Source organism: Variovorax sp. H27-G14, assembly GCF_046156345.1.
GTDB lineage: Bacteria > Pseudomonadota > Gammaproteobacteria > Burkholderiales > Burkholderiaceae_C > Variovorax.
In genome coordinates this window covers 74,664-100,191 of sequence record NZ_JAYLVN010000004.1, presented here as the reverse complement: position 1 = coordinate 100,191, position 25,528 = coordinate 74,664, and the positions used below count along the sequence as shown (strand labels likewise).

The following is a 25,528-nucleotide window of genomic DNA, read 5'->3' as shown; positions in this document are numbered from 1 at the left end:
CTGGTATCGCCCCCTGCAAGGGGCGGGATGTGCCGACACGAAGAGTGCGCGAGGCCTGGGGGTCAGACCAGCTTCTTCAGCAGCTCGACCTTCTTGGCGTCGAACTCTTCCTGCGTGAGGATGCCCTTGGTCTTGAGTTCGCCGAGCCGCTCGAGCGTGGTCATCACGTCGGTGGGGCTCACCACGGCCACGGCGGGTTGCTGCTGCGTGGCGGCTGCGGCGGCCGCCGCGTTCGGGCTCAGGCCCTGCGCGAGGTTCTGCGCCAGCACCTGGCCCAGCGCCACGCCGGCACCCAGGCCCATGGCGTCGCCGGCAATGCCGCCACCGCCGGCCGCGCCTTCGGCGAACTTGGGGATGGCCTGCGCCGTCTGGTACTGCATGAACTTGCCCATGTCGTTGCCGACCATGCCCATGCCGATCTTCTGGTCCAGAACCTTCTGCAGCTCTTCGGGCAGCGAGACGTTCTGCACCGTGATGTTTTCGAGCTTGATGCCGATCTTCTCGAACTCGGGCACCAGCTGGGCGGCCAGCGCCTGCGCAAACTGGATCTGGTTGGCCGCAAGGTCCAGGAAGGGCACGCCGCTGGACGCGATGGCGTTGCTGATGTTCTGCAGCACCAGGCCGCGCAGCTGGCCGTCGAGGTCGGCCACGCTGTAGATGTCGCGCGTGCCGGAGATTTCGGTGTGGAAGAGCTTGGCGTCGCCGATGCGGAAGCTGTAGTTGCCGAAGGCCCGCAGGCGCACCGCGCCGAAGTCCTTGTCGCGGATGGTGATCGGCTGGGGCGTGCCCCACTTCTGGTCGATCTGCTGGCGCGTGCTGAAGAAGTAGACGTCGCTCTTGAAGGGGGACTCGAACAGCTTGTCCCAGTTCTTCAGGTACGTGAGCACGGGCAGCGTCTGCGTCGTGAGCTTGTACATGCCGGGGCCGAACACGTCGGCCACCTTGCCTTCGTTGACGAAAACGGCCACCTGAGACTCGCGAACGGTGAGCGAGCCGCCGTTCTGGATTTCCATCTCCGCCATCGGGAAGCGCCAGGCCAGCGTGCCATCGCCGGTCTCCGTCCACTGGATGATGTCGATGAACTGTTTCTTGATGAAATCCATCAGCGCCATGGTCGCTCCTCTTGAGGTTTTTTCAGGTTTTGTCCGAACTGCGCATATTGCCACAGCGACTTGACGGCGCACCCGTGACTTTGGTCATGTTGAGCCCTGGCCATGCGGTGTATGGACTCTGCCCAAGGCCTGCCGGAGCGAGGTCTACAATCGGCGCCCCCAGAAGAAGCGCCACCAGGAGCTACAGGCACATGTCCGATTCGACCCCCTCGACCCCCTCGACGTCCTCGACTCCCACGCCCGAAGACAAACGCGCCGAGCTGCGCCGTGCCGCCCTCGAGTACCACGAGTTTCCCGTCCCCGGCAAGATCGCCATCGCGGCGACCAAGCAGATGGTCAACCAGCGCGACCTGTCGCTGGCGTACTCGCCCGGCGTGGCCGCGCCCTGCGAGGAAATCGTCAAGGACCCGCTGAACGCGTTCAAGTACACCTCGCGCGGCAACCTGGTGGGCGTCATCACCAACGGCACCGCGGTGCTGGGCCTTGGCGACATCGGCGCGCTGGCCTCCAAGCCGGTGATGGAAGGCAAGGGCGTTCTCTTCAAGAAGTTTGCCGGTGTCGACGTGTTCGACATCGAGATCGACGAGAAGGACCCGGTCAAGCTGGTGGAGATCATCGCCTCGCTGGAACCCACCTTCGGTGCCATCAACCTGGAAGACATCAAGGCCCCGGACTGCTTCTACGTGGAGCGCGAGCTGCGCAAGCGCATGAAGATTCCGGTGTTCCACGACGACCAGCACGGCACCGCCATCACCGTGGCGGCCGCCATGGTCAACGGCCTGAAGGTGGCGGGCAAGAACATCGGCGAGGTCAAGCTGGTGACTTCGGGCGCGGGCGCCGCGGCGCTGGCCTGCCTGAACCTGCTGCTCAAGGTGGGCCTGAAGCGCGAGAACGTGTTCGTGACCGACCTGGCCGGCGTGGTCTACGAAGGCCGCGAAGAGCTGATGGACGACGACAAGCGCCAGTACATGCAGAAGACCGACATGCGCAAGCTGTCGGAGGTGATCGTCGGTGCCGACGTGTTCCTGGGCCTGTCGGCCGGCGGCGTGCTGAAGGCCGACATGGTCGCCAAGATGGCGCCCCGGCCCGTGATCTTCGCGCTGGCCAACCCGAACCCCGAGATCGCGCCCGAAGACGCCCATGCGGTGCGCAACGACGTGATCATGGCCACCGGGCGCACCGACTACCCGAACCAGGTCAACAACGTCCTGTGCTTCCCGTACATCTTCCGCGGCGCGCTCGACTCGGGCGCGACCACCATCACCGACGAGATGGAAATTGCCGCGGTGCATGCCATTGCCGACCTGGCGCAGGCCGAGCAGAGCGAGCGCGTGGCCGCCGCCTACGTCGGTGAAAAGCTGTCCTTCGGCCCTGAATACCTGATTCCGAAGCCGTTCGACCCGCGCCTGATGATGAAGATTGCGCCGGCCGTGGCCAAGGCGGCCGAGGAAAGCGGCGTGGCGACCCGTCCGATCAAGGACATGGACGCCTACCGCGACCGCCTGCAGAACTTCGTCTACGCCTCGGGCACGACGATGAAGCCGATCTTCGACGCGGCCAAGCGCTCGCCGAAGAAGCGCGTGGCCTACAGCGAAGGCGAGGAAGAGCGCGTGCTGCGCGCCGCGCAGATCGTGGTCGACGAAGGCCTGGCGCGCCCCACGCTGATCGGCCGCCCGGCCATCATTGCGCAGCGCATCGAGAAGTTCGGGCTGCGCCTGAAGGAAGAGCTGGACTACGACATCGTCAACGTCGAGCAGGACCACCGCTACCGCGACTTCTGGCAGACCTACCACCGCATGACCGAGCGCAAGGGCATCACCGCCCAGGTCGCGAAGATCGAGATGCGCCGCCGCCTCACGCTGATTGGCGCGATGCTGCTGCACAAGGACGAGGTGGACGGCATGATCTGCGGCACCTGGGGCACCACGCTGATACACCTGCACTACATCGACCAGGTGATCGGCAAGCGCCCCGGCGGCTGCAAGAGCACGCCGCAGGACGTGCCGGTGTACGCCTGCATGAACGGCCTGCTGCTGCCCGACCGCCAGGTGTTCCTGGTCGACACGCACGTCAACTACGACCCCTCGCCGGAAGAGCTGGCCGAGATCACGACCATGGCGGCCGAGGAAATGATGCGCTTCGGGCTGAAGCCCAAGGCCGCGCTGTTGTCGCACTCGAACTTCGGCACCAGCAACGAGCCCAGCGCCATCAAGATGCGCAAGACGCTCGACCTGCTGCGCGTGCAGGCCCCCTGGCTCGAGGTGGATGGCGAAATGCACGGCGACGTGGCGCTCGACAGCAAGCAGCGCGCGGTCGTCATGCCGCACAGCGCGCTGGCCGGCGATGCCAACCTGTTGGTTTTTCCGAACATCGACGCGGCCAATATTTCGTACAACCTGCTCAAGACGGCGGCCGGCGGCAACATCGCGATCGGGCCGGTTTTGCTCGGCGCGGCCAAACCTGTGCATATTCTCACAGCCAGTGCAACTGTTCGACGCATCGTCAACATGACAGCCTTGACAGTTGCTGACGCAAACGCCGAGAGATAAGCCCTTTGGCGAGAGTGGTCGCCAACTTAAAACACCACTCACCCCTGCAGCGACTGCTCAAACTTTGGGCAGTCGCTTGCTATTTTCTCCAGCGTGGTGCACACTCGCGGGCTTGAATTTGCGGGTTAACCCCGAGGTTGATCGCCAGTTCAAACCCCCCGCTCTTTTTCTTGTGGTGCCCCATGGCGGCTTACGCCTCGATCACGTCTTCTGTCACAAAGTTCGCGCTCACCGGCCTGATGCTGGCGGCGCTGACGACGGGGGCCGAGGCCCGCGGTTGGTTCGGCGCCGGAAAAACGTCCACTGAAGGAACAATTGCACTGTCCGAATTGCCGGTACAGGGCCAGCGAACCTACCAGGCCATCCTCGATGGTGGCCCTTTCCGGTACGACAAGGACGGCACGGTTTTCGGCAATCGCGAGCGTCTCTTGCCGCCAGCGCGACGGGGCCACTACCGCGAGTACACGGTGACGACACCCGGCTCGCGCAATCGTGGTGCACAACGGATCGTTTGCGGTGGTGAGCAACGCACCACACCCGAGGCCTGCTGGTACACGGCGGACCACTATGCGAGTTTCAGACGGATTGCACCATGAGCGATGACAACGACCTGAGCGGCGCACCAAAGCGCCCCGAAGAAATGATGATGACTATGGAAAGACCAGCGGAGATGACCTTATCCCTTCGTGCCGTACGCCCGAACATCGTGCAATCGATCCGCGCGTTCCGCGTGAACGACTTGCAGGACGCTGCCAACGCAGCCGGCCAGCACTTCCTGTACGCCAACCTGGGCAACGCCCAGACCAAGCAGGACGTGCTCGACCTGATCGCACAGCAGTTCACGTTCCCGGCCCACTTCGGGAAGAACTTCGACGCGCTGTACGACTGCATGACAGACCCGTTGCATAAATCGGGCCCGCAGCCAGGTTTTGTCATCGTGCTGGAGCAGATTCCGGCCAATGCCAAGTTCGACAAGGAAGCGCGCGAGCAGCTGCTCGACATCTTCCGCGACGCCTCGGACTACTGGGGCGACCGCAAGGTCCCGTTCCGGTGCTTCTATTCTTTTCTGTAGCCCGTTCTGCATCTACCAGCCAAGCAGAACGGGCGAACGAGGCTCAGCCCAAAGCTGACAACCTCGACGGCACCGAAGTGAACACCACCGCAGCAGCAGCCACCACGGCCAGCACCGAGCCGGCCGGCGAAAAAATGCCGACCGACAAGCTCGTCGACGTGTCGCCGCTCGCGCTGCGCATGAGCAGCCCGTTCAATGCGGGTTACTGGCTCGCCGCCGCTTAAACGCCATCAAGCGTCGGCGCTTGCAGGTTCTCAGCGCCCATTAAAAAGCCCGTCTGTGACGGGCTTTTTTCATGGGGCCACGGTTTGCGCCAAAACCACATATTCCGCGACAGGCACTTCCTCCGCCCGCCGCTGGGTGTCGAATTCGCCGGCAAAGTCGTGCTCCTGCAGCCACTTGCCCAGCGTGTGGCGCAGCAGCTTGCGCCGCTGGCTGAAGGCCACCTGCACGATCTCGCTGAGCCGCGCGGCATTGACTGCCGGCGGCGTGGCCAGCGGCACCATGCGCACCACGGCGCTGTCCACGCGCGGGGGCGGGTCGAAGCTCTCGGGCGGCACGAACAGCACGTTCTGCATGGCGTAGCGCCACTGCAGCATCACGCTCAGGCGGCTGTAGTCCGAGGTGGCCGGCTTGGCCACCATGCGGTCGATCACCTCTTTCTGCAGCATGAAATGCTGGTCGGCCACCAGGTGGGCCGAACCCAGCAGGTGAAAGAGGATGGGCGTGGAGATGTTGTAGGGCAGGTTGCCCACCACGCGCAACGGCTTGTCGGGGAACCGGCCCGCGAGCTCGGCGAAGTCGACCCTGAGCACGTCGGACTCGATCACCTCGAGCTGCGGGTGCTCGCGCAGGCGTTTGGCAAGGTCGCGGTCCAGCTCGATCACGGTGAGCCGGCCGAGCCGCTCCACCAGCGGCTGCGTGAGCGCGGCAAGCCCCGGCCCGATCTCGACCATGGCGTCGCCCGGCTGCGGTGCGATCTCGCGCACGATCGCCTCGATGATTCCCCCGTCGGACAGAAAGTGCTGCCCGAACCGCTTCCTCGCGATGTGTGCCATCAGTGAATCAGGACTGCGGAGGGTCGCGGTACTCGACGTAGGCGCGCGCACGCACCTCTTGCATCCAGGTGCTGAAGGCTTCCTCGATGCGTTGCTCGCGCAGCGCGGCGCGCGCGGCTTCGCGCTGCTCCGACTGGCTCAGCTTGGCATCGCGGCGGGCCACCACCTGAATCAGGTGCACGCCAAAGCGCGACACCACGGGGTCGCTGATCTGGCCCGGCGCGAGCCGGTCCATGGCTTCCTCGAACTCGGGCACGAACTGGCCAGGGCGCGACCAGCCGAGGTCGCCGCCGGCCTTGGCGCTGGCGTCCTGCGAGTTGTCGCGGGCCAGGCCAGCGAAGTCGGCCGAGCCGGACTGCACGCGGCGCTTGAATTCCGCCAGCTGCGCGACGGCCTGCGCGGTGGTGCGCTTGGGGTCGTTCAGCAGCAGGATGTGGCGCACCTGCGACTGCGTGACGGTGGCGTCGCCCGAACCGACCTGGGCCTTGGACAGCACCTTGAGCACGTGGAAACCGGCGCTGGAGCGCACCGGCCCCGCGATGCCGTTCACGGCCGTCGATTGCGTGGCTTCGACGAACAGCGGCGGGTAGCGGTCGGCGCTGCGCATGCCGATGGCACCGCCATTGGCACGGTCGGGCGAATCGGAGTTGTCCTGCACCAGCTTGGCGAAATCTTCCCCGGCGCGGGCGCGCTGGGTCAGGCCCTGGGCCTTTTGCTGGGCGGTGGCAATCTGCGCGTCGGTGGCGTTCTCGGGCACCGCCACCAGAATTTGCGCCAGGTTGAGGTTTTCCAGCGCGGCGTTCTTCACGGTCACGTTGCGCTGGTCGCGCAGGTACTCGTCGGCCTCGGCGTCGCTGATCTTGACCTTGGACTCGACCTCGCGGTCGCGCAGGCGCGTGAGCAGCAGCTGGTCGCGCAGGTCGTTGCGGAACTCCTGCTGCGAGATGCCTTCGGCGGCCACGCGGCGGCGCAGCTCGACCAGGCTGATCTCGTTCTGGCGCGCCACGGTCTGCTCGGCCTGGTCGATCGCCACTTCGTCGACCTTGATGCCGCCTTCCTTGGCCAGCTGCAGCTGCGCGCGCTCGGTGATCAGGCGCTCGAGCACGAGCCGCGTGAGTTCGTTGCGCGGCACGCGCGCGGCGTCGGGGTTTTCCTTCAGCAGGCGCCCCACGCGGGTCAGCACCTCGGTGTTGGTGATGGGCTCCGAATTGACCAGCGCGACGATGAACTCCGCCGAGCGCTGCACCGGTGCCGCGGGCGCCGTGCTGGGCGCGGGGCGGGCCACGGGCGGACCGAGGCGCGGGCCGGCGCGCATGATGTCCGTGATGCCGCCGCCGGAGCGAAAGCCCTGGGCTCCCGCCGTTGCGGCCATGGCTGCCAGGCAGCCGAGGGTGATGATGGAACGGATATGTTTCATGGCTGGCTCAGTCGATCGTCTCAGTCGTAATTGGTGAAGCGGCTCGGCGCCTCGCCCGGTTGGCGCAGGGGTTCGTAGCGCTGGATGTTCTGCCGCAGAGCCTGCATCGGGCTGGAGCCGATGCTGGAGAACCCGACAAATTCGAGCTGGAACATGATGCGGGTGTTCGCCGTCACCTGGCCGGTGGTGATGCGCTGCAGCACCACGCGCCCGATCCAGCAGCAGCCGTCGTACTCGAAGCCCAGCACGCCGTCGGTGAGCTTCTTGTCCTGCAGGCTGTAGTTGAGGCGGCCCACGGCGTACCAACGCCCGCCGCCCTGGCCCTTGCCCGGGCCGAGGTTCTTGCCCTTGTCGCCCCACAGGTCGTTGATGGGCCATTGCCAGCCCACGTCGAAGGACTTGTTGCCGTCGGTCGCGGTGGGCGTGCTGGGCGCCTGGTAGCGGAAGGCCGCGCTCAGGTTGTGGTACGGCTCGGGGTTGTAGCGCGCGCTCAGGGCCGAGCGCTCCGACTTGCGCGTGTCGGGGTTGTATTGCACGACCGTGTCCAGGCTCCACTTGGGCGTCCAGTTGACCTGGGCGCCCACAAGCAGATCGCTCGCGCGGTCGGTCACCGGCGTGCCGCCGGGCAGCGTGACCTTCTGGTCGCTGAAGCGCAGCCGCTGCGCGACACCGAAGCGCGCAGCCTCCACGCCGGTGGCCGGGTCGATCAGGCGCGTGGTCACGCCCATCGTGAGCGCGTTGGTGTCCGAGACGCGGTCGCCGCCGGAGAACGCGTTCTCGGTGTAGATGGTCGCAAAGCTGAAGTCGTTGGCCGCCGAGTCGTAGTTCGGCAGCATGCTCTGATTGCGGTACGGCGTGTACACGTAGTAGGCGCGCGGCTCCAGCGTCTGGCGAAAGGCGCGGCCGAAGTAGCTGGCGTCGCGCTCGAAGATCAGGCCGCTGTCCAGGCTGAAGGTTGGCACCGTCCGGTTGCTGGAGGTCGGAAAGAAATACAGCGAGGCCGGGTTGTAGGGAATGCCGCCGACGTACTGGGTGCCGTTGATCGTCAGCTTCGGAATGTCCGCCTGCGGCACGTAGTAGCTGTACGACGCCGCGTTCACCATCAGCTTGGGAATCACGAACGAGCTGGGCGTGATGAACGGCCGGCTGATCGACGCCACGGCCGATGCGCGGTCGCCGTCGGGTTGCGACTGCTGGCCGACGTCAAAGCCCGGCTGCCCGCTCAGGATCGTGTTGACCCGGAAGCGCGTGTAGTCGAGGTTGAGCGACACGTCGAAGCCGTGCCAGTCGTACTTGTTGTAGTTGGCCGTGATCTGCGGCATCCGGTCGTAGGCCGGCACGATCGGCGACAGGTTGTACTGCAGGTTCTGGTACTTGAGCGTGCGCACCATGCCGCTCCAGTCGTCCTTGGCCCAGTTGAGCGACGCGTCGTTCGGCAACTGGCGCTGCGCCAGCGAGGGCGTGCGCGTGAAGTCGCGCCAGTAGTCGTTGTCGCTCACGCGGTTGATCGCGATGTTGGCCGACAGCGAGTCCAGGCCCAGCGCCTTGGCGTCGAAGTCCTGGTGGTGGTTGAGCCACAGGCCCCAGCGCTTGGTGCTGCCGGGGGGGCTGGTCAGGTCCTTGGCCTGGATCTCGCCGTTGGCCAGCTGCTGCAGCTGGCTCGCGCGCAGCTCGTTGTAGCGCTGGCCCACCAGCCGGTCGCTGCCCATCAGGTCCAGGCGAACGGTGCCGCTGTAGCCTTTTTCGAGGTAGCGGAACTCGTTGCTCAGGTTGAGCCCGCGCTTGCTCATGAGCGTAGGCGTGATCGTGGCGTCGCGGTTGGGGGCGATGTTCCAGTAGTACGGCTGCGCGATCTCGATGCCGTTGTTGTTGTCGATGCCGACGGTGGGCGGCAGCAGGCCGCTCTTGCGGTCGTTCGACAACGGGAAGCTCACGCTCGGAATGGGCGGCGTGGTGATGCCCATGAAGCTCAGGCGCGCGTTGGTCGCAACGCCTTCGTTTTCCTCGGTGTCCGTGGTGAGCGTGGTGGCGGTCAGCAGCCAGGCCGGCATCCAGCCTGGAAAGTCCTCGCGGCGGCAGGTGGTGTAGGTGGCCTGGCGGGCCACCGACACGTTGGCGTCGACGAAGTCGATGCGCTGCGCCTCGCCGTGCGCCTCGTTGGCCAGGAACTGGTAGCGCACATTGTTGAAGAAGCCCTCGAAGGTCTCCAGCTTGAGCTGCAGCTCAGGGCCTTCGTACACGTTGCCGCCCTGGTTGACACGCACGTTGCCGGTGGCCTTGGCGCGGTCGTCGGGCTGGTAGTACTCGAGCCGGTCAGCGGTGATGGACACCGGGCCGCGGCGCAGCGTGGCATTGCCCTCGACCACGGTGTCCAGGTCGGGACGCCCGGTGATGCGGTCGCCCGTGACCAGGCTGGGCAGCTGGCCGCGTTCGGCGGGTGGGACCAGTTCGGTCAGCAGCGGCGTGCGCTTCAGCGTGATTGGCGCGTCGAAGTCGGTGGCGGTCTGCGCCGAGGCGCCATGCACATGCATCAGCGCCAGCGACAGCACGGCCAGCGGCAGCGGCGGGCGGCAACGCCGCGGGGTCGCACGTCGGCTCATCAAGCCTCCCGCCCGGCCGTTCCGAGGAAAGCCGGCTGCTCCCCCGGGGAGAGCAGCGCGCGCACAAGGTGCCAAGCGTGAAGGCGTTGGGTCGTAGGCATCGGTTCGGAACGAAGAATCGTCGGGGGGACGGCGCGGCAGGCCGGCGGGTTGCAGGGGCCGGCAGCGACCCGGCTCGGCCGGGCGCCGGCCGCGAGGGGTTGCCGCGCCAGGCGGATTTGTAGAATCGATTATCCATGACAGCACCCTTGCCCCCCGCCTCTTTGGCCCCGAGCCCCGCCGAGACCATTCCCTGGACCGATCCGCAGCGGCATGAACTGTTCCGGTCCTGGCTGGCCGGCATCGCCCCCGCGCAACGGTTGCTGCCCGAGACGGTGCGCCTTGCCTCGGTCGATGCGAGCTTCAGGCGCTATTTCCGCCTCGACACCACCGACCCCGCGGCGCCCACGCGCATCGTGATGGACGCGCCGCCCGACAAGGAAAACAGCGACCCCTTCGTTCAGGTGGCCCGCCTGATGGCCGAGGCCGGCGTGCTGGCCCCCACGGTGCTGGAATGGGACCGCCCGAACGGCTTCCTGCTGCTGGACGACCTGGGCCGCCAGACCATGCTGGACGTGCTCGACCCGGCTCAGCCCGACGCCAGCCGCCCGCTGTACGACCAGGCGATCGCCGCGCTGATCAAGTGGCAGCTGGCCTCCCAGCCCGGGGTGCTGCCGCCCTACGACCGCGCCCTGCTGGAGCGCGAGCTGGCGCTGTTCCCCGAGTGGTACATCGGCCGCCACCGCGGCGTTGCCATCGAAGGCAAGCTGAAGGAACGGCTGGAGCGCAGCTTCAAGCTGATCGTCGACAACAACCTGGCGTCGCCCAGCGTCTACGTGCACCGCGACTTCATGCCCCGCAACCTGATGCTGGGGGTGGCCCCCACGCTCGGCACTGGCGTGTCCTCGCTGCCCCCCGAGGGGGCGCTCGGCGTGCTCGACTTCCAGGACGCCGTGTACGGCCCCATCACCTACGACATCGCCAGCCTGCTGCGCGACGCGTTCCTGAGCTGGGACGAGGAGTTCGTGCTCGACATCACCATCCGCTACTGGACGGCGGCGCGCAAGGCCGGCCTGCCGGTGGACGAGGACTTCGGCGCCTTCTACCGCGCGGTCGAGTGGATGGGCCTGCAGCGCCACCTGAAGGTGGCCGGCATCTTCGCGCGCCTCACGCTGCGCGATGGCAAGCCCAAGTACCTGGCGGACACGCCACGCTTCATTGCCTACATTCGCGCGACCGCCAGCCGCTACATGGAGCTGACGCCGCTGGTGCGCGTGATCGACGAGGTCGAAGGCACGTCGGCCCTCACGGGCTTTGCCTACGGCCGGGTCTGACCCAAAAACACCCGAACAAAGTGCTGTCACGCGCACCAGCCGTGCGTGTGCGGCTATCAATTCAATAGCATGCCCCGTTTTCACTGTTCCGTGCCGCTGACCGCAGGCGCCAGCCTTTCGCTGCCGCCGGGCGCCGCGCGCCATGTGCAGGTGCTGCGCATGCAGCCCGGCGACGCCCTCACCCTGTTCGACGGCGCGGGCGGCGAGTACGCGGCCACGGTCGAGCGCATGGGCCGCAGCGAGGTGGCGGTGGCGGTCGGCGCCTACCTGCCAATCGAGCGCGAGGCGCTGCGCGCGGTGCACCTGGCGGTCGGCATGCCGGCCAACGAGCGCATGGACTGGCTGGTAGAGAAGGCCACCGAGCTGGGCGTGGCCAGCATCCAGCCGCTGGCCACCGCCCACGGCGTGCTGCGCCTGTCGGGCGAGCGCGCCGAGAAGAAACGGGCGCACTGGGAGGCCATTGCGGTCGCGGCCTGCGAGCAGTGCGGGCGCAACCGGGTGCCGGTGGTGCATCCGGTGCAGTCGTTTTCGGGCTGGGTCGATGCGCAGACTGCACAGGCTGCATCGACGACGGTGCGGCTCGTGCTGAGCCTGGCCGAAGGCACGCGCGCCCTCTCGGCGGTGCCGGTGCAGGAGGGCCACGGCGCCCTCGTGCTGAGCGGCCCCGAAGGCGGCCTCAGCGGCACCGAAGAGCAGCAGGCCATCGCCCGCGGCTTTGCGCCCGTCACGCTCGGCGCGCGCGTGCTGCGGGCCGAAACGGCGGCGCTGGCCGCGCTGGTGTCGCTCGCGGGCCTCTGAGCCTGCAAACCGCCCGCGGCTCCTGCCGGCAAACGCTGAACAGAGGGCCAAAAGCAGGTGTTTTCCGCAACGCGCGCGGCGAAAGCTTGGGAAACAATCGTTACTTCATTAAGACAAAAGAAGGACTTTTGCCCCATGTCCCGCCTGCCAGGCGCGCTGCGCCTCGCCCCCCTCGCCTTTCTCTTTCTTTCGATGCTGTGCGCGGCACCCGCCGCGCTGGCCCAGAGCCCCGCCGTCGCCCCCACGCCAACGCAGGTCAGCCCCGAGGTCGATCGGGCCTACGCGCAGCTGATGGCGTCGGCTGCCATCCAGAAGCTGCTCGAAGCCGTCAGGGCCGACCATGAGCGCTCGGTCGACGACCTGAAGATGCTCACCGAGATCGAGGCGCCGCCCTTCAAGGAGCACAAGCGCGCCGAGGCCTTCCTCGCGCGCATGAAGGCGCTGGGTCTGACCCACGCGAAGATCGACGCCGAAGGCAACGTGGTCGGCCTGCGCAAGGGCACCGGCAACGGGCCCAAGCTGCTCGTTTCCGCGCACCTCGACACCGTGTTCCCCGCCGGCACCGACGTGAAGGTGAAAGAGCACGACGGCCGGCTGTACGCCCCCGGCATCGGCGACGACACGCGCGGCCTGGCCGTGCTGCTGTCGTGGCTCAAGGTGCTCAACGACAACAAGGTGCAGACCGTGGGCGACCTGATGTTCGTCGCCAACGTGGGCGAGGAAGAGCTGGGCAACCTGCGCGGCATGAAGGCGATCTTTCGCGACCACCTGGACATCGACGGCATGGTGGGGCTGGAGCCTTCGCCGCCGGGCGCCGTGCTGGTGCTGGCCACGGCCAGCCACCGCTACGAGGTGACGTTTCAGGGCCCGGGCGGTCACAGCTTCGGCGCCTTCGGCCAGGTGCCCAGCGCCATCCACGGCATGGGCCGCGCCATTGCCAAGATCGCCGACGTGCGCACGCCGAGCTTTCCCAAGACCACCTTCACCGTGGGCACCGTGGGCGGCGGCACCTCGGTCAACACCATTGCGCCGGATGCGCGCATGGCCATCGACATTCGCTCGGACGACATGGGCGCGCTGCTGGAGACCGAAAAGAAGATCCTGGCCGCCATCGACGAGGCGGTGGCCGAGGAAAACAAGCGCTGGAACGTGAGCACGCTGAGCGCCAGCACCCGGCTGATCGGCGACCGGCCGGGCGGGCGCACGCCGCCCGATTCGGTGATCGTGGAGGCCGCCACGCGCGCCAACGCGGCCTTCGGCCACAGGACGATGCTGCGCGGCGGCAGCACCGACGCCAACGTGCCGATCGCGCTGGGCATTCCGGCGGTCATCGTGGGCGGCGGCGGCAAGGGCTCGGGATTCCATTCGGTTGCCGAGTCCATCGACGTGACAGACGCCTGGAAAGGCGCGCAGAATTCGCTGGTGACGGTGCTCGGGTTGGTGGGCGTGCAAGGGGTCAGCCCCGCATTGCTGCCCAAACGCGCGGCGCGTACCAAGTAATTTGTCACGTTGCCAGTCCGAAAATGGCTGTGCAACTTTCCTCTTAAGCTCCGCGGCATTTAACAATGTTGTCGGTTCTGTCACACACCAAGGAAACGGCCATGGGATTGCTCGATTCGGTACTCGGTCAAGTGCTGGGAGGCGCTGGACAACAACAGCAGCCACAAGGCGGCGGGCTCGGCGGCGGGCTCGGCGGCGGGCTCGGCGGGGGACTCGGAGGGTTGGGCGATCTCGGTGGCCTGGCGGGCGCGCTGGGCGGCCTGCTTGCGAACAACGGCGCGGCAGGTGGTTTGGGCGGACTGGTCTCGAAGTTCGAGCAGGCCGGCCTGGGCAGCGTCATCGGCTCGTGGATCGGCAAGGGCGACAACCAGCCGGTCTCGGGCGACCAGCTGCAGAACGCGCTGGGTGGCGACACCATTGCCGCCATTGCAGCCAAGCTGGGCATCAATGCGCAGACGCTGCTGCCGATGCTCGCGACCATGCTGCCGTCGCTCATCGACCAGCTCACGCCGCACGGCAAGGTGCCGGAGCAGGGCCTGGGCAACCATGAAGACCTGCTGGGCTCGCTCAGCGGCCTGTTGCAAGGCAAGCAGTCCTGAGCGGCTGAGGCCTCTATTCAAAGTTCAGCGCCCGCGAGGGCGCTTTTTTTTGGCCTGGCCGGCCGTGGCCGACAATGCCGCTCGCATCAGTCAGAGGGAGCAACGGCATGGCGGTCGGCGGCAAATCGAAGGCGGACAAAGAAGACAGCGGCAAGCGCGCTAAAGACGGCCTGGCGGCGCAGCCCGACGGCAGCGTGCGCTGGACCAAGGGCATGCGCGAAACGCTCGCGCGGTTCAACGACCACGCCTGCGGCCATTGCGGCGGCCTGCTGTGCACCGAGCGCAGCCTGGCCGACAGCCTGGATTTCTATCGCCGCCACCGCGCCAGCTTCTACCCGCCACGCGCCGCACGGCTGCGCATGCTCGAAATGCACGGGGCCGCGGCGGCCGAGTTGTTCTTCGAGCCGTCTCCGCACAAGGAGGCCGTGACCGACCTGCTGGCCATTCACGACGCGGCGGTGGTGCGTTTCTTCGTGACGCAGGTCAAGCAGATCGACTGCAAGACCGCGCTGGCCAAGCAGGCCGCCCGCTGGCCGCTGTTCGTGCTGCGCGAGCTGCTCTCGGCCAACCCCGCGCGCCACCAGGCCGGCGCCGCGCTCGTCCTGGAGCTGCTGGCCGCCAACCCCGACTGGCAGGCACCGCTCGAAACCGCCTGCGACGACAGCCAGCGCAAGACGCTCGCGCGCCTGCAGGAAGACGGCTCCGACGGCGTGACCGACGCCGCCCCCGACACCTGGCCCGCGCTGCTGCGCCGCCCGCCGTGGCGTAACCGCCAGGCGCTGCCGGTGGTGCCTACGCTGGCCCTGGTACCGCGCGACGCGCCGGCCGTGCTGCACTGGAGCGACCTGCCAGCGCCGCAGTACGTGCAGGCCACGCAGGGCCCGGCCGCCACGGCCGCCCCGGTCGACTGGCTGGCGCAGGAGGCGCGCATCGCGCGCGAACGCTCCGACGAACGGATACGTGAATTTGCGCGCAACCAACCCGAGGCACCACCGGCGGTGCTTGCGGGGGATGCCGTGCGCAAGGCCCTGTGGATGCTCGGCGTGCTCGCTGAATCCATCGAGCCCGTCGCCACCGGCCGCGACCTCGCGCCTGAAGACTTCGGCAAGCCGCCCGCCGACGCCTGGACGGTTTCCGAATACCTCTGGCAACTGCCCGTGGCAATGGTCGTCGGCGTGCTCACGCACGGCCCGGCCATGCCGCTGTACGTGGGCGACGTCGCGCGCATCCGCCCGATGCTGCATCACTTCGGCGTGGCCTTGCTGCCGGCGCTGCCGCGCTACGTCAAGCAGGGCTCGCGTGCGATGTTCGAGCTGACCTCGGTCATCGAGTGGAGCGCCCTGGCCGACTGGATCGCCAAGGGCTTCCACACCAACCGCTGGGTGCGCGGCGAGGCCGGCGCCTGGCTGGCGCGCTACCCGGACGCCGCGGCGCGCGGGCTTGTTCCCACCGCCCTGGGCGAACCCGGCGCCGCGCATGAGGCCGCCCAGGCCGCGCTGCGCTGGCTCCACCAGGAGGGCCATGCCGACGCCGTGCGCAGCCAGGCCCTGGCCTACGGCCCGCAAGCCGCAGAGGCCGTGGCAACGCTGCTGGCCATCGCGCCCGAAGAGTTGCTGCCCGACAGCCTGCCGGTGCTCCCCAAGACGCTGCCGCTGGCGGTGCTGCCCCGCCTGGTGCTCAAGGGCAGCGGCCACGCGCTGCCGCAGGCCACGGTGCCCGATGTGCTGATGGCCATGATGCTGGGCCGGCCCGACGCCCCCTATCCGGGCCTGCCCGCGCTGCTGGACGCGCTGACGCCCGACAGCCTGGCGCGCTTCGGCCGCGCGCTGCTGGCCTGGTGGATCGGCAACGGCCGGCCCCCCAAGGAGCGCTGGATGTTCGCGCTGCAGGGCCGCCTGGGCGACGACGAAACCGCGCGCCAGCTCTACGGCCTGCTGCGCCAGTGGCGCGCCGCGCTCGACCGCGTGCGCGCCTATGACGCCATGGCGATGCTCGGCGACATCGGCAGCGACGCCGCCCTGATGCACCTGGCCGAGCTCGCGCGCCAGACCCGCTACGACGACCTGCGCACCCGCGCCGACCGCATGCTGGGCGAGGTGGCCGAGCAGCGCGGCCTGAGCCTGGACCAGCTGGCCGACCGCACCGTGCCCGACCTGGGCCTGGACGCGCGCGCCCGCCTCACGCTGGACTTTGGCCCGCGCACTTTCGACGTGCGCATGGACGACCACTTTCAGCCGGTGGTGCACGACGCCCGCGGCAAGCCCCTGAAGACCCTGCCCAAGCCCGGGGCGAACGACGAGCCCGGCAAGGCCGCCACCGCCACCACGCAGCTGAAAGACCTGCGCAAGCTGGCCAAGACGGTGGCCACCACGCAGGTCAAGCGGCTGGAGGCCGCCATGTGCGCGCAGCGCCGCTGGGGCGCCGACGAGTTCTTGCCCTTCTTTGCGAACCACCCGGTGCTGCGGGTGTTCAGCCGGCCGCTGGTGTGGGGCCTGTTCGATGCGTCGAACCGGCTGACCGGCACTTTCCGCGTGAACGCCGAGGGCGAACTCAGCGACCTGCACGACGACCCGGTCACGCTGCCCGAGACCGCGCGCATCGGCCTGGCGCACCCGCTGGAGCTGGCCGCGCTCGACCCGTCGCTGGCCGCCGCCTGGGGCGCGGTGCTGGCCGACTACGAAATCATGCAGCCCTTCGAGCAGCTCACGCGCCAGACCTTCGTGCGCGACGAGGCGCTGCGCACGCGCCGCGACCTGCCGCACTGGGCCGGGCGCCAGGTGTCGAACGCCGGGCTCATGGGGCTGGAGTCGCGCGGCTGGCTGCGCGAGGTGGGCGAAGGCGGCATGGTCAACAGCTTCAACAAGGCGTTGCCCGGCGGGCGGCGCCTGTGCGTGCAGCTGGACGAAGGCTGGTTCGTGCAGGACACGCCCGACGGCAAGACGCTGCAGACCGTGCGCGCGGTGGCGCTGGACGGCACCGACACCACCGGCGGCACGCTGGGCGACATCTCGCCGATCGCCTTCAGCGAGATCGAGCGCGACCTGCAACGCGTGATCCGGGACGCGCCGTGAACCGCAATCTGTGGCTGCTTGCCATCTGCCAGGGCCTGTTCCTCACGAACAACGTGACCTTCATCGCCATCAACGGGCTGGTGGGGCTGGGCATTGCGCCGCACGGCTGGATGGCCACGCTGCCCGTGATGGGCTATGTGGTGGGCGGCGCGCTGACCACCGGGCTGGTGGCGCGCACGCAGCAGCGCTTCGGGCGGCGCGGTTCGTTCCAGATCGGGCTGGCGGTGGCGCTGGTGGCGGCGCTGCTGTGCTGCTTTGCGGCGGTCACCCGCAACTTCTGGCTGCTGTGCTTCGCCACGCTGGTCGCGGGCTACTACAACGCCAACGCGGGGCTGTACCGCTTTGCCGCGGCCGAACTGGCGGCGCCGGCGTGGCGCGAGAAGGCGGTGTCGGTGGTGATGGCCGGCGGGCTGATCGGCGCAGTGGCCGGGCCCAACCTCGCGGCGGCCACGCGCGAGGCCTTTGCCGTGCCGTTCGCGGGCGCCTACATCGCGCTGGCCGGCGTGGCGCTGCTGTCGATGGCGGTGATGCGCTTCATTGAATTCCCCGCCACGCTCAGCCGCAAGGAGGCTGCGGGCGGGCGGCCGTTGCGCGAGATCATGCGGCAGCCCGTGTTCATCGTGGCGGCCGCCGCGGGCGCGCTGGGCTACGGCGTGATGAACCTGCTGATGGCGGCCACGCCCATTGCCATGCAGCTGTGCAGCCTGCCGTTTTCCGACGCCGCGCTGGTGCTCGAATGGCATGTGATCGGCATGTTCGCGCCGGGCTTCTTCACCGGCCACCTGATCCGCCGCTTCGGCGCGCTGCCGGTGATGGGCGTGGGACTGGTGCTGAACCTGGGGTGCATCGCGGTGGCGCTGTCGGGCGTGGAGCTGCACCACTTCATCGTGGCGCTGTGCCTGCTGGGCGTGGGCTGGAATTTTCTGTTCACCGGAAGCACCACGCTCTCGCTCACGGCCTACACCGCGCAGGAGCGCGACCGGGCACAGGGCGCGCTGAACTTCTGCGTGTTCGCGACGCTGGCCGTCACCTCGTTCGCCTCGGGCGTGCTGGTGACCACGCAGGGCTGGCGGCTGTTGAACTTCGGCTCGCTGGTGCCGGTGGTGCTGACGGGCGCGGCGCTGCTCTGGCTGGCGCGCCGGCGGGCCGTCAGGCCGGCGGAAACTGCCGGTTGAGCCAGCCCTGCAGGGTGGCGAAGACCGGCTCGGCGTCCAGCTCGTTGAAGAGCTCGTGGTACAGCGCGTCGAAGCCATGCGCCTCGACCTTGCCGCTGGGCACCGCCGCTTGGGCGAAGGCGCGGCTGGCAGCCGGCACCACCAGGTGGTCGTCGCCCGCGTAGAGCAGCAGAGTGGGCACCGGCCAGGTGGCGGCACGCTGCTGTACCGTGGCGCCCTCGGCCGCCAGGAAGCGCGCCAGGCGCGCGCCGATGCGGTCGTGCGTGAGCGGATCGGCGCGGTAGGCCTGCACCACGGCCGGGTCGTGCGAGAGGTAGTTGTCGTTCAGCCCGTTGCCTACGCGCAGGTTGGGCGCAATGCGCGGCAGCACAGCCAGCAGCGCCTTCTGCACACCGCTCAGGCCCGGGTCGAGCCCCGGCGACGACAGCACCAGCCCTTCGACCGGCCGCACGCCGCGCGCCACCAGGCTCGCCGCCACCAGCCCGCCCAGGCTGTGCCCCAGCAACACCAGCGGCAGGCCCGGGTTGAGGCCGCGCGCATCGTCGACGACCCGCGCGAGGTCGTCGACCAGACGCAGCTCGCTCGGCAGGCCGCCGCGCGCGCCGCTGGATTCGCCGTGGCCGTGGTGGTCGTGCGCCCACACGGCAAAGCCCCATTCATGCAGGCATTCGGCCAGCGCGTGGTAGCGGCCCGCGTGCTCGCCCAGCCCGTGCACCAGCACGATGACGGCCCTTGCCGGCCCGGGTGCAGGCAAGCGGCGCAGGGCGAGCGTCTCGCCGTCCGGGGTGGACAGCGAGACGCGTTGCGGCAAAGGCAGGGGCTCGCTCAAGCCGCGACGGGCTCCGACGCGGCGGCGCGGTGCGCCACGGGCAGGGCGGCAATCACCTCGGCCACGGCCGCCGTGAGCTTCTTGGCATAGGGCACGTGCAGGAACTCGTTGGGGCCGTGCGCGTTGCTCTTCGGGCCGAGCACGCCGCAGACCATCATCTGCGCCTTGGGGAAGCCGGCGCTGAGCATGTTCATGAGCGGAATGGTGCCGCCCTGGCCGATGTAGCCGCACGACGCGCCAAAGTGCGCCTGCGAAGCCTGGTTGAGCGCGTTCTCGAACCACGGCGTGATGGTGGGCGCGTTCCAGCCGGTGGCGCCGCCGCCGTTTTCGAAGGTCACCCGGGCCTGGTAGGGCGCGTTGTCTTCCAGCAGCGCCTTGAGCTTTTGCACCGTCTCGGCCGCATCCACCAGCGGGGGCAGGCGCAGCGACAGCTTGAAGGCGGTGTAAGGGCGCAGCACGTTGCCCGCATCCTTCAGCGCCGGAAAGCCTTCGGCGCCGGTGACCGACAGCGTGGGCTTCCAGGTGCGGTTGAGCAGCGCTTCCACCGGGTCGGTGGTGGTGGGCAGCGCGAACATGGTGGAGCCGCCGCAGTCGTAGTGCGCCCACGGAAAGCGCTTGTAGACCTCTTCGCCCAGGATGGCGGCGGTGGCCTTGGCCTGCGCCAGGCGGTCGGCGGGCACTTCGCAATGGAAGCTCGCGGGCAACAGGCGGCCGGTGGCGCTGTCTTCGAGGCGGTCGAGCACCTGGCGCATGATCCGAAAGCTCGACGGCACCAAGCCCGAGGCGTCGCCCGAGTGAATGCCTTCGGTCAGCACCTCCACCTTCAGCGTGCCGCTGGCCATGCCGCGCAGCGACGTGGTGAGCCACAGCTGGTCGTAGTTGCCGGCGCCCGAATCCAGGCAGATCACCAGCGCCACATTGCCCAGGCGCGAACGCAGCGCGTCCACATAGGGCAGCAGGTCGTAGGAGCCGCTTTCCTCGCAGGTCTCGATCAGGCCGACGATGCGCGGATGCGCCGCGCCCTGGGCCTTGAGCGCCTGCAGCGCGGCAATGCTGGCGTACACCGCGTAGCCGTCATCGGCGCCGCCGCGGCCGTAGAGCAGGCCGTTTTCGTATTTGGGAGTCCACGGGCCCAGGTCGTTGCGCCAGCCGGTGAATTCGGGTTGCTTGTCGAGGTGGCCGTACATGAGCACGGTTTCGCTCATGTCGGTGCCGGTGGCCGGCACTTCGAAGAACAGCACCGGCGTGCGGCCTTCCAGGCGAACGATCTCCAGCTTCAGGCCTTCGACCTTCTGTGCCTCCACCCAGGCCGCGGCATTGCGCAGCACGGTGTCGAGGTGGCCGTTGGCCGACCAGTCCTTGTCGAAGCCGGGCGACTTCGACGGAATGGCGATGTAGTCGGTGAGTTGCTTGACGATGTCGCCGTCCCATTGGGCGGTGACGTCAGACAGGGCGCGCGCGGCGTCGAGCGTGCCGGCGGGCATTTCGCGGTGCAGGGGAGCGTTCATCGGGGTCTCCGCAGGAGGGGAAAAATTGGCATTTTGCGCCTTGCAGCGACCGCGCGTAGAGTGCGGGCGATCTCAACGCGGGAGGCCCTGTGAGCAACGCAAACATCCGAGTCGGCATTGGCGGCTGGACCTACGAACCCTGGCGCGACAACTTCTACCCCAAGGCCCTCGCGCATGCGAAGGAGCTGAACTACGCGAGCCGCAGGCTCAGCGCCATCGAGGTCAACGGCACCTACTACAGCACCTTCAAACCCGAGACCTTTCGCAAGTGGCACGACGACACGCCCGCAAACTTCGTGTTCTCGCTGAAGGCCTCGCGCTTTGCGACCAACCGCAAGCTGCTGGCGGGCGCGGGCGAGTCCATTGCGCGCTTCATCGACAGCGGCGTGGCCGAGCTGGGCGACAAGCTGGGGCCGATCGTGTGGCAGTTCATGCCGACCAAGCAGTTCGACGCGGAAGACTTCGAAGCGTTTCTGCAGTTGCTGCCAAAGAAGGAGGGCAGCCGCGTGTTGCGGCACGTGATGGACGTGCGGCACGAGAGCTTCATCACGCCGACCTACAAGGCGCTCGCAAAGAAGCACAAGGTGTCGACGGTGTTCACCGACGCCGACAAGTTTCCATCCTTCGAGGACCCCGAAGGCGACGTGGCCTATGCGCGGCTCATGATGGCCGACGCCACGCTCAAGACCGGCTACGGCCCGAAGGCGCTGGACACCTGGGCCGAGCGCGCCGAGGGCTGGGCCAAATCACCCAAGAAGCGCGACGTGTTCGTCTACTTCATCAACGGCGCCAAAGAAAAAGCACCGGCCGCGGCCGGTGCCTTGCTGGAGCGCCTGGGGTGGACCCCGCCGGAGCCTTGAGGCTCAGGCAGCTTGCAGCGAGGGCTTGGTGCCGAAGCTGATTTCGCCGGAAAGCTGGCCGCCTTCTTCGATCACGATCTTGCCGTAGCGGATCTTGCCGGTGACCTTGCCGGTCGAATGGATCACGAGCTTTTCGCGCACCGTGAGGCTGCCGTCGAACACGCCGCGAATTTCGGCGATGTCGATTTCAGCGGAGCCCTTGAACTCGCCCTGCTCGGCAATCTGCATCAGGCGCGAGTCCATGGTCGCTTCGACCAGGCCTTCGACCACGAGCGTGTCGCAATCGGTGATCTCCACGCCCTTGAGCTTGATGTTGGGGCCGACGGTGAGCTTGCTGCCGCCTTCCTTGGCAACGGGTGCCACGGCGGCTGCCGGGGTCAGGCCGCCCTGCTGTGCAGTCAGCGACGAAGGATTGACGGGGGTACCCGAGAGATTGGTGCCTGCGCCAACCAGTGGTGCGGGGCGGGAAGTCAACGAGTCGGTGTCTCGGTCACGCTTGCCGAAGAAGGGGGACTGTGTAGCCAATGGGGAGCTCCTCAAGAAAGGGGACTATCGTAAGAACGCACTTGCGGCGTGCCGTACTTCATTGCGCAAGAGGCGTAACCGAGTAAGACGGTACGCCACCGACAATGGCGCCCCAGTAGACCCTAAACCACGGCAGATGACGACCCCTTCGACCAGCACAGGCCCACCCTCTCCCGATTCGCCCGCTGGCGACGCACGCTTCGGCAAGCCCGAACACGGATGGCGGCGCACGCTGTTCTCGGTGATCTTCGAGTCCGAGTCGCGCCTGGGCCGCTTGTTCGACCTGATCCTCATCGCGGTGATCATGACCAGCGTGACGGTGGTCATTCTGGACAGCGTGCAGGCCATTCACCTGCGCTGGGGCCATGTGTTCGGCGTGCTCGAATGGGTGTTCACCGCGCTCTTCACGCTGGAGTACGTCGGCCGGCTGGCCTGCGTGAAGCGGCCGGTGCGATATGCCGCCAGCTTCTACGGCGTGATCGACCTGCTCGCGCTGCTGCCGACCTTTCTGGCCACCCTCACGCCGGGGCTGTCGTACCTGATCGACGTGCGCGTGCTGCGGCTGCTGCGTGTGTTCCGCATCTTCAAGCTGTCGCGCTACTCGCAGGAATACCGCGCGCTGGTGTCGGCGGTGCATTCGAGCCGCCGCAAGATCACCGTGTTCGTCGGCTTCGTGATGCTGGTGGTGCTGGTGATGGGCACGCTGATGTACGTGGTCGAAGGGCCGACGCACGGCTTCACCAGCATTCCGGTGGCCGTTTACTGGGCCATCTCGACCATGGCCACCGTGGGCTTCGGCGACCTTGTGCCCAAGACCGACCTGGGCCGCGCGATTGCCTCGGTGATGATGCTGCTGGGCTGGGGCGTGCTGGCGGTGCCCACTGGCATCGTGACGGCGGAGATGGCGCGGCGCGGGCCCGACGACGAACCGTTGCCGGTGGCCGCGCGCGGCATCCTGGCAATGACACCGGCGCACGCCGACGAGCACGAAATGAACGAAGTGCGCAGGGTGCCCGCAGTGCCCGCGAAGCGCGTCACTCCCGCGGCCAGACGGCGCGCCCTTGCGCAGCATCGCCAAGCCGCGCGATGAAGGCATCGGCGTCGGGCTCGGGCAGCGAGAAGGCAAAGGCCACATCGTCGCCGTGCTGCACGCTGTCGATCACCGCGCCCGCCGCTGCAAGCTCGCGCCGCACCAGGCCTTCGAGCGCGTAGGGCACCACGCAGCGCACGCTGCGCTGGCGCACCAGCGGCACGAGCGTGGCCGTGAGCAGGGCCTGCGCCACGGCGTCGGTGTAGGCCCGCACCAGGCCGCCCGCGCCCAGCTTCACGCCACCGAAATAGCGCACCACCGTTGCGAGCGCCCCTTCGATCTGTTGGTGGCGCAGCACCTCGAGCATCGGCCGGCCCGCGGTGCCGCCCGGCTCGCCGTCGTCGTTCGCGGCCGACTGGCCACCGGCCATCAAGGCCCAGCAGACATGCGCGGCAGCGGGGTGTTCGGCGCGCAGCGACGCCACCACCGCCAGTGCGGCCGCGCGGTCGGGCACGGATTGCACGCAGCCGATGAAACGGCTCTTCTTGATGAGCAGTTCGCTGTGAACCGGCTCGGCAAGCGTGAAGCTCATCGGAAGTCGCGCGCGCGAATCAGCCGGCGCCGCGCTCGAACTTGAACACCGCCGTGCCGGCGCGCGCGTTGGGCAGCCAGCGCACGTCGCGCCCGTCCTGCAGGCCGAAGGCGTCGAGCATGCGCAGGTTGTTCTTGCCAGCCAGCACCTCGAAGTCCTTGAAGGTGCCTACGCGGATGTTGGGCGTGTCGTACCACTGGTAGGGCAGGCGGCGCGTGACCGGCATGCGCCCGCGCGCCACGCTCAGCCGGTTGGGCCAGTGCGCGAAGTTGGGAAACGCGACGATGCCGATGCGCCCCACGCGCGCGGTCTCGCGCAGCATGATTTCGGCATTGCGCAGGTGCTGCAGCGTGTCGATCTGCAGCACCACGTCGAACGAGGCGTCGTCGAACATTGCGAGGCCTTCGTCCAGGTTGAGCTGGATCACGTCGACGCCGCGGCGAATGCACTGCAGCACGTTGCCGTCGGCAATCTCCACGCCGTAGCCGGTGCAGCCGCGCTCGCGCTGCAGCAGGTCGAGCAGGGCGCCGTCGCCGCAGCCCAGGTCGAGCACGCGCGCGCCCTGCGGCACGAGCTGCGCGATCCGTCGTTGGTGTTCGATGTCGCTCATTGCTGGAACTCCTTGGCCACGCGTTCGAAGTACGAGCGCACCACGCCCATGTAGCGCACGTCGTCGAGCAGAAAGGCGTCGTGGCCGTGCGGTGCGTCGATCTCGGCGTAGCTCACGTTGCGGCGGTTGTCCAGCAGCGCCTTCACCAGCTCGCGGCTGCGCGCGGGGGAGAAGCGCCAGTCGGTCTTGAAGCTCACCAGCAAAAACTTGGCCGTGGCCTGCGCAAACGCCGTGCTGAGCTGGCCGCCGTGGTGGCGCGCGGGGTCGAAATAGTCGAGCGCGCGGGTGATCAGCAGATAGGTGTTGGCGTCGAAGTACTCGCTGAACTTGTCGCCCTGGTAACGCAGGTAGCTTTCGATCTGAAACTCGACCTCGTGCGTGGAGTAGCGGTAGTCGAGCGCCGTGGCCTCGCCCTCCACGGCGCTGCGCAGGATGCGGCCGAACTTGGCGTTCATCACGTCGTCGCTCAGGTACGTGATGTGGCCGATCATTCGCGCGATGCGCAGGCCGCGCTTGGGGATCACGCCGTGCTGGTAGAAGTGGCCGCCGTGGAAGTCGGGGTCGGTCACGATGGCGCGGCGCGCCACCTCGTTGAAGGCGATGTTCTCGGCCGTGAGGTTGGGCGCGCTGGCCACCACCACGGCATGGCGCACGCGGCTGGGGTACTGCAGCGTCCACGACAGCGCCTGCATGCCGCCGAGGCTGCCGCCCATGACGGCGGCCAGGGTCTGAATGCCGAGCGCGTCGAGCAACTCGGCCTGGGCGTCGACCCAGTCTTCGACCGTGACCACCGGAAAGTCGGCGCCGTAGACGCGGCCGGTGGCGGGGTTGACGTGCATCGGGCCGGTCGAGCCGAAGCACGAGCCCAGGTTGTTCACGCCAATCACGAAGAAGCGGTCGGTGTCCACGGGCTTGCCCGGCCCCACCATGTTGTCCCACCAGCCCTCGGAGCGGGGCTGGCCTTCATAGACGCCCGCGACGTGGTGCGAGGCGTTGAGCGCATGGCACACCAGCACCGCATTGCTGCGCTCGGCGTTCAGGGTGCCGTAGGTTTCGTAGGCGAGCGTGTAGTCGCTGATCGACGCGCCGCTGCGCAAGGCCAGCGGGCCCGCGAACTGCATCGACTGCGAGGTGACGACCAAAGGTGGTAGCGACGACATGAATGAAAAACCCGGCCTCGCCAAAAACGAGCCGGGTCTGCCGCGCCTGTCTTTAGCAGAATTTATAAAGCGCCCGCAAGCTGTAGCAAA

Annotated in this window: 22 protein-coding genes; 12 read left to right on the top strand and 10 right to left on the bottom strand. The window is 68.0% G+C overall.

Features of this window, described 5'->3' with window-relative positions:
• Positions 1–62: 62 nt before the first annotated feature.
• The gene (locus VLK31_RS13000; protein ID WP_409168825.1) at positions 63–1,112 is read right to left on the bottom strand and encodes an SPFH domain-containing protein; all 1,050 of its coding nucleotides are present in this window, start codon (positions 1,110–1,112) and stop codon (positions 63–65) included.
• A 191-nt stretch (positions 1,113–1,303) separates the two neighbouring features.
• Here VLK31_RS13000 and VLK31_RS12995 point away from each other — a divergent pair, with 191 nt between their 5' ends.
• The 4 genes from VLK31_RS12995 (at position 1,304) to VLK31_RS12980 (ending at position 4,957) form a co-directional block, all read left to right on the top strand.
• Positions 1,304–3,661 (top strand): NADP-dependent malic enzyme, encoded by a 2,358-nt coding sequence (locus VLK31_RS12995; protein ID WP_409168824.1) that lies wholly within the window; start codon positions 1,304–1,306, stop codon positions 3,659–3,661.
• Between the two features lie 182 nt (positions 3,662–3,843).
• Positions 3,844–4,257: a ribonuclease domain-containing protein gene (locus VLK31_RS12990; RefSeq protein ID WP_409168823.1), complete on the top strand. Its 414-nt coding sequence runs from the start codon at positions 3,844–3,846 to the stop codon at positions 4,255–4,257.
• 50 nt (positions 4,258–4,307) lie between these two features.
• The gene (locus VLK31_RS12985; protein WP_086011111.1) at positions 4,308–4,733 is read left to right on the top strand and encodes a barstar family protein; all 426 of its coding nucleotides are present in this window, start codon (positions 4,308–4,310) and stop codon (positions 4,731–4,733) included.
• 77 nt (positions 4,734–4,810) lie between these two features.
• The gene (locus VLK31_RS12980; RefSeq protein WP_409168822.1) at positions 4,811–4,957 is read left to right on the top strand and encodes a hypothetical protein; all 147 of its coding nucleotides are present in this window, start codon (positions 4,811–4,813) and stop codon (positions 4,955–4,957) included.
• A 69-nt stretch (positions 4,958–5,026) separates the two neighbouring features.
• Here VLK31_RS12980 and rsmA read toward each other — a convergent pair whose 3' ends face one another.
• From rsmA to VLK31_RS12965, 3 genes are read right to left on the bottom strand one after another with little or no spacing between them, the layout of a single operon-like run.
• The gene (rsmA, locus tag VLK31_RS12975; RefSeq protein WP_409168821.1) at positions 5,027–5,791 is read right to left on the bottom strand and encodes a 16S rRNA (adenine(1518)-N(6)/adenine(1519)-N(6))-dimethyltransferase RsmA; all 765 of its coding nucleotides are present in this window, start codon (positions 5,789–5,791) and stop codon (positions 5,027–5,029) included.
• Positions 5,792–5,798: 7 nt separating this feature from the next.
• Positions 5,799–7,208, bottom strand: coding sequence for a peptidylprolyl isomerase (locus tag VLK31_RS12970; RefSeq protein ID WP_409168820.1), 1,410 nt, complete (start codon positions 7,206–7,208; stop codon positions 5,799–5,801).
• Between the two features lie 20 nt (positions 7,209–7,228).
• Complete coding sequence (locus VLK31_RS12965; protein ID WP_409168819.1) at positions 7,229–9,808, bottom strand: LPS-assembly protein LptD; 2,580 nt, start codon at positions 9,806–9,808, stop codon at positions 7,229–7,231.
• A gap of 236 nt (positions 9,809–10,044) precedes the next feature.
• Between VLK31_RS12965 and VLK31_RS12960 the strand changes: the two genes are divergently transcribed.
• The 6 genes from VLK31_RS12960 to VLK31_RS12935 all read left to right on the top strand — a co-directional run bounded on the left by VLK31_RS12960 (position 10,045) and on the right by VLK31_RS12935 (position 18,324).
• Positions 10,045–11,181 carry an aminoglycoside phosphotransferase family protein gene (locus VLK31_RS12960; RefSeq protein WP_409168818.1) on the top strand — a complete coding sequence of 379 codons (1,137 nt, stop codon included), beginning with the start codon at positions 10,045–10,047 and terminating at the stop codon, positions 11,179–11,181.
• 69 nt (positions 11,182–11,250) lie between these two features.
• Positions 11,251–11,979 carry a 16S rRNA (uracil(1498)-N(3))-methyltransferase gene (locus VLK31_RS12955; protein WP_409168817.1) on the top strand — a complete coding sequence of 243 codons (729 nt, stop codon included), beginning with the start codon at positions 11,251–11,253 and terminating at the stop codon, positions 11,977–11,979.
• A 135-nt stretch (positions 11,980–12,114) separates the two neighbouring features.
• Positions 12,115–13,479, top strand: a complete 1,365-nt coding sequence (locus VLK31_RS12950) for a M20/M25/M40 family metallo-hydrolase (RefSeq protein WP_409168816.1) — start codon at positions 12,115–12,117, stop codon at positions 13,477–13,479.
• A gap of 101 nt (positions 13,480–13,580) precedes the next feature.
• Positions 13,581–14,078, top strand: a complete 498-nt coding sequence (locus tag VLK31_RS12945) for a YidB family protein (protein WP_409168815.1) — start codon at positions 13,581–13,583, stop codon at positions 14,076–14,078.
• A gap of 74 nt (positions 14,079–14,152) precedes the next feature.
• On the top strand, positions 14,153–17,149 hold the full coding sequence (locus tag VLK31_RS12940) for a DUF4132 domain-containing protein (protein WP_409168814.1): 2,997 nt from the start codon (positions 14,153–14,155) through the stop codon (positions 17,147–17,149).
• Entirely contained in the window at positions 17,146–18,324 is a 1,179-nt protein-coding gene (locus tag VLK31_RS12935) for an MFS transporter (protein ID WP_409168813.1), read from the top strand. Before VLK31_RS12940 ends, VLK31_RS12935 begins: the two co-directional genes overlap by 4 nt.
• On the opposite strand, the gene VLK31_RS12930 is transcribed toward VLK31_RS12935, so the two are convergent.
• Together VLK31_RS12930 and VLK31_RS12925 are read right to left on the bottom strand one after the other, a co-directional pair.
• Positions 18,299–19,153 carry a lysophospholipase gene (locus tag VLK31_RS12930; protein WP_409168812.1) on the bottom strand — a complete coding sequence of 285 codons (855 nt, stop codon included), beginning with the start codon at positions 19,151–19,153 and terminating at the stop codon, positions 18,299–18,301. The genes VLK31_RS12935 and VLK31_RS12930 overlap by 26 nt on opposite strands.
• Positions 19,150–20,661, bottom strand: coding sequence for a M20 family metallopeptidase (locus VLK31_RS12925; protein WP_409168811.1), 1,512 nt, complete (start codon positions 20,659–20,661; stop codon positions 19,150–19,152). The genes VLK31_RS12930 and VLK31_RS12925 overlap by 4 nt, the downstream gene beginning before the upstream one ends.
• Positions 20,662–20,750: 89 nt before the next feature.
• Here VLK31_RS12925 and VLK31_RS12920 point away from each other — a divergent pair, with 89 nt between their 5' ends.
• Positions 20,751–21,521, top strand: a complete 771-nt coding sequence (locus VLK31_RS12920; protein WP_409168810.1) for a DUF72 domain-containing protein — start codon at positions 20,751–20,753, stop codon at positions 21,519–21,521.
• Positions 21,522–21,524: 3 nt separating this feature from the next.
• Here VLK31_RS12920 and VLK31_RS12915 read toward each other — a convergent pair whose 3' ends face one another.
• The gene (locus tag VLK31_RS12915) at positions 21,525–22,046 is read right to left on the bottom strand and encodes a polymer-forming cytoskeletal protein (protein ID WP_409168809.1); all 522 of its coding nucleotides are present in this window, start codon (positions 22,044–22,046) and stop codon (positions 21,525–21,527) included.
• A 136-nt stretch (positions 22,047–22,182) separates the two neighbouring features.
• On the opposite strand from VLK31_RS12915, the gene VLK31_RS12910 reads away from it, so the two are divergent.
• A complete protein-coding gene (locus VLK31_RS12910; RefSeq protein ID WP_409168808.1) occupies positions 22,183–23,136 on the top strand; it encodes an ion transporter in 954 nt (317 codons plus the stop codon).
• Here the strand turns inward: VLK31_RS12910 and VLK31_RS12905 are convergent.
• Genes VLK31_RS12905 through VLK31_RS12895 form a run of 3 tightly spaced genes read right to left on the bottom strand, consistent with a single transcriptional unit; the run spans position 23,081 to position 25,438 of the window.
• Positions 23,081–23,668, bottom strand: a complete 588-nt coding sequence (locus tag VLK31_RS12905; RefSeq protein WP_409168807.1) for an IMPACT family protein — start codon at positions 23,666–23,668, stop codon at positions 23,081–23,083. The genes VLK31_RS12910 and VLK31_RS12905 overlap by 56 nt on opposite strands.
• Before the next feature lie 19 nt (positions 23,669–23,687).
• Positions 23,688–24,278: a methionine biosynthesis protein MetW gene (gene metW / locus VLK31_RS12900; protein WP_409168806.1), complete on the bottom strand. Its 591-nt coding sequence runs from the start codon at positions 24,276–24,278 to the stop codon at positions 23,688–23,690.
• Complete coding sequence (locus VLK31_RS12895; RefSeq protein WP_409168805.1) at positions 24,275–25,438, bottom strand: homoserine O-acetyltransferase; 1,164 nt, start codon at positions 25,436–25,438, stop codon at positions 24,275–24,277. The genes metW and VLK31_RS12895 overlap by 4 nt, the downstream gene beginning before the upstream one ends.
• Between the last annotated feature and the right edge of the window lie 90 nt (positions 25,439–25,528).

Coding starts and splice junctions, on each gene's coding strand:
- VLK31_RS12950 (WP_409168816.1), top strand. CDS start 12,115: ATGTCCCGCCTGCCAGGCGCGCTGCGCCTCGCCCCCCTCGCCTTTCTC.
- VLK31_RS12895 (WP_409168805.1), bottom strand. CDS start 25,438: ATGTCGTCGCTACCACCTTTGGTCGTCACCTCGCAGTCGATGCAGTTC.
- metW (WP_409168806.1), bottom strand. CDS start 24,278: ATGAGCGACATCGAACACCAACGACGGATCGCGCAGCTCGTGCCGCAG.
- VLK31_RS12925 (WP_409168811.1), bottom strand. CDS start 20,661: ATGAACGCTCCCCTGCACCGCGAAATGCCCGCCGGCACGCTCGACGCC.
- VLK31_RS12990 (WP_409168823.1), top strand. CDS start 3,844: ATGGCGGCTTACGCCTCGATCACGTCTTCTGTCACAAAGTTCGCGCTC.
- VLK31_RS12985 (WP_086011111.1), top strand. CDS start 4,308: ATGACTATGGAAAGACCAGCGGAGATGACCTTATCCCTTCGTGCCGTA.
- VLK31_RS12955 (WP_409168817.1), top strand. CDS start 11,251: ATGCCCCGTTTTCACTGTTCCGTGCCGCTGACCGCAGGCGCCAGCCTT.
- VLK31_RS12910 (WP_409168808.1), top strand. CDS start 22,183: ATGACGACCCCTTCGACCAGCACAGGCCCACCCTCTCCCGATTCGCCC.
- VLK31_RS12945 (WP_409168815.1), top strand. CDS start 13,581: ATGGGATTGCTCGATTCGGTACTCGGTCAAGTGCTGGGAGGCGCTGGA.
- VLK31_RS12960 (WP_409168818.1), top strand. CDS start 10,045: ATGACAGCACCCTTGCCCCCCGCCTCTTTGGCCCCGAGCCCCGCCGAG.
- VLK31_RS12995 (WP_409168824.1), top strand. CDS start 1,304: ATGTCCGATTCGACCCCCTCGACCCCCTCGACGTCCTCGACTCCCACG.
- rsmA (WP_409168821.1), bottom strand. CDS start 5,791: ATGGCACACATCGCGAGGAAGCGGTTCGGGCAGCACTTTCTGTCCGAC.
- VLK31_RS12970 (WP_409168820.1), bottom strand. CDS start 7,208: ATGAAACATATCCGTTCCATCATCACCCTCGGCTGCCTGGCAGCCATG.
- VLK31_RS12940 (WP_409168814.1), top strand. CDS start 14,153: ATGCCGCTCGCATCAGTCAGAGGGAGCAACGGCATGGCGGTCGGCGGC.
- VLK31_RS12965 (WP_409168819.1), bottom strand. CDS start 9,808: ATGAGCCGACGTGCGACCCCGCGGCGTTGCCGCCCGCCGCTGCCGCTG.
- VLK31_RS12905 (WP_409168807.1), bottom strand. CDS start 23,668: ATGAGCTTCACGCTTGCCGAGCCGGTTCACAGCGAACTGCTCATCAAG.
- VLK31_RS13000 (WP_409168825.1), bottom strand. CDS start 1,112: ATGGCGCTGATGGATTTCATCAAGAAACAGTTCATCGACATCATCCAG.